The sequence below is a fragment of the Phyllobacterium sp. P5_D12 genome (assembly GCF_054049495.1).
In genome coordinates this window covers 1-3,014 of the sequence record NZ_JBFUMG010000539.1, presented here as the reverse complement: position 1 = coordinate 3,014, position 3,014 = coordinate 1, and the positions used below count along the sequence as shown (strand labels likewise).

Sequence of the window (3,014 nt, the reverse complement as noted above, 5' to 3'; positions counted from 1 at the left end):
GCCTTTGGTTACGTACGCCGTGAATCAGGGTAGAAATTACCGGGTGGGCGAGGATGAACTGGGTGGCAGCGGCCGGCAGAGTGACCGAATAGCGGGCGCAAACCGCTTCGATTCGACGTACGCGATCCATGATGGCGGGTGGTGCTGGCGCATAGTCKAACTTTGCTCCGGGCACGGCGCCGGTGGCGAGAATGCCGCCGTGATATCCGCCGCCAGCAATCACGGCGACGTCGCGTTGTTCGCAAAGCGGCAGCAGCTGCTTCAAGCAGTCGTGCCGCAGCAGCGAATATTCACCGGCGGGGAGAATGCAGTCGAAATCGCAGGCGAGCAGGGCGGCATGGCAGACCTGCCACTCGTTGACACCGATACCTATGGACTTGATACGGCCCTGCGCGCGCAGATCGACGAGCGCCTGCCAGCCTTCATCGATGGCGGTTTCGAAGAACCTCGCCTGCGTGTCTTTGCCATGGTTGACGACATCGACATCGTGAATCATGACGATATCGACGTGATCGAGCCCCAGGCGCTGCAGACTGTCCTCAAAGGAGCGCGCAACCCCGTGATAGGAATAGTCATAGGTTGGGTGGAAAGAACCGCCATTCGTCCAGGGACCACTTTCGGGCCGACCGGGCTGCAGGAGATAGCCGACCTTTGTCGAGATGACATACTCTTCGCATCGAAACTGGCTGAGAAACAGACCGAGCCGCYGCTCGGACAGTCCGCTGCCATAGAGCGGCGCGGTGTCGAACATGCGGATTCCGGCCTCCCAAGCTGCCTCCAGCATGGCATCGGCATCGCATTGCGAGATCGGCGTCATAAAATTGCCGAGCGGCGCACCGCCAAAGCCCATGGCGGTGACGTCAAAGGGCATGCGTCCAAATCGCCGGGTTGGCAACGGGCCTGCGCCGGTGGATGAAGCCGTTGTTGGTGTTGCCTCACTCATGGGCGAGAAATCCAATCGCCGAAAGCTTGATCCGGCAGATGACGAGGGCGCCGACCGTCATCTCGCGCGCCGTATTGGGCGGAACGAGAACAGTCAGTTCCTGATGATCGACGGTTGTCACCACCAGACGTTCGGCCGAGCCGATGAACGAAATGTCGGCAACGGTGGCTGCAAAGACGATGCCGTCCTCGTCGGAGTCACCGAGCGCGATGTCCTCCGGCCTTACCCAGGCCGTGATTGGCCCGCTACGGCCATGCAGCGAAGCATCGAACTGCGGCGGCGGTGGGCGCTTGACGCCAAAAAACTCGATCGTAGCTTCGTTCTCGGCATGGCGGGCCGTGAAGATGTTGTTGCCCCCGAGGAAGCCGGCGACGAACAGCGATGCCGGCTTCTGATAGATCTCTCTTGGCTTACCGATCTGGACGATGCGGCCGTTGTGGAAGACGGCAATCCGATCAGACATCGCATAGGCCTCTTCCTGGTCATGCGTGACGAAGATGAAGGTGACCCCGGTTTCCTTGTGCAGGCGCTTCAGTTCACGCTGCATGCTGTCGCGCAGCGTCTTGTCGAGCGCCGAGAGTGGCTCGTCGAGCAACAGGATGCGCGGGCTGTAAGAGAGCGCGCGGGCGAGGGCCACGCGCTGCTGCTGTCCGCCGGACAATTCCTTCGGCTTGCGCGCTGCCAGTTGATCCAGACCGACGAGAGACAGCATCTCTTCGACCTTGGCAGCAACTCGCTGCTTTTCCCATTTCCGGACCTTGAGCGGAAACGCGATGTTCTGGGCAACGGTCAGATGGGGGAACAAGGCATATCCCTGAAAGACGAGGCCGAAATCGCGATCCTCAGGGTCGACGTCGGTGACGTCGATCCCATCGATGACGATCCCGCCCTCATCGGGCTTGGTAAAGCCGGCAATCGACATCAGCAATGTGGTTTTGCCCGAACCCGAAGGCCCGAGGAGTGTAATGAATTCGCCCGCCTCGACCGAAAGATCGACGCCGTCGAGCGCAACCGCGGGTCCATAGGCCTTCCTAAGCTTGCGGATGTCGAGATAGGCCATGTTACAGAGGATCTCGTGCTAGCGGGCCAGTGGAGCAATGAATGCCGCCGCCACCAAGTTCGACGCATTCATAGTCAATCGTCAGCAATTCGACGCCGGCAGCGTCCAGCCGTTCAGCGAGGCGTGGCGTGCGGGTCTCATGAATGATCACCCGACCGGGCGAGACTGCAAGGCAATTGAGCGAGAAGGCGTTGTCTTCCGGCGGCAGTTCGATCAACTTCATCCCGCGCTTGTTGAGATATTCGATGAAGAAGTAGGGCAGTTCGTTGATGTTGATGATCGCCGTGTCGCGATCCACCATCATGAAGCTACCATCGATGTGAATACGGTAGCCCGGCATCGGCAGCTTGATCAGTTCGACGCCGACACCATTGAGGATGGACTCGACCTGCCGGACGCCCTCAGGGTTGCAAGCAACCGACATGGCGCAAACGGCTGTCTTCTCGTCAATCAGCGCGAAGCCACCGCCTTCGAATACTGCTTCGCCATGCAGGGTGCCGAGGATGGGGCAACCGGCTTTGGCCAAGGCCTGGGTAACAGGCAATTCTTCGCCGCGGCGGACCTTGCGCGCCAAACGGGTGACGATCGCGCCGCCTTTCACGCTAATGACGCTGTCGCGGCAATAGATCTGCTTCATGGCACCTGGAGAGGCCTTGTCGACGAGGATGACGTCTACACCCTCGGAGCGCAGCAGTGCCGTGAATTTATCGTGCGCTGCCTGCATGGCCGGCAGGTCCGGCATCGTGTTGCCCATCCAGTACCAGCCTTGTTCCGGGTCGCCGAAACCACCGGTTTCCGGCATAGGTTTGTTTTCGACGATGTTTACTTCGTCACCGGGGCGGTGCATCAGCACGGCGCGCAACTTGCCGACGTCGGTTGTGCAGCCCCACGGGCGRCCCCAAACGCGGGTCTGTTCATCGGAGTCGTCGAAAGCCGGGGTTGGGACCGAGCCGAACGTCTGGAAGAACTTGGCTTCCTTGAATTCGTGCTCGCTCATCGATGGGGTGTGGG

General features: G+C 60.4%; 3 protein-coding genes. All 3 read right to left on the bottom strand.

All coding sequences use genetic code 11. The features are described from left to right. Positions 1-943, bottom strand: a 943-nt coding sequence (locus tag ACXJ5O_RS23145; RefSeq protein WP_457301958.1) for an aldo/keto reductase, incomplete at its 3' end; no start/stop codon positions are given. After that, a complete protein-coding gene (locus ACXJ5O_RS23140; protein WP_457301957.1) occupies positions 936-2,003 on the bottom strand; it encodes an ABC transporter ATP-binding protein in 1,068 nt (355 codons plus the stop codon). The genes ACXJ5O_RS23145 and ACXJ5O_RS23140, both read right to left, overlap by 8 nt. A 1-nt stretch (position 2,004) precedes the next feature. Further along, positions 2,005-3,000, bottom strand: a complete 996-nt coding sequence (locus ACXJ5O_RS23135; protein ID WP_457301959.1) for a dimethylarginine dimethylaminohydrolase family protein — start codon at positions 2,998-3,000, stop codon at positions 2,005-2,007. Between the last annotated feature and the right edge of the window lie 14 nt (positions 3,001-3,014).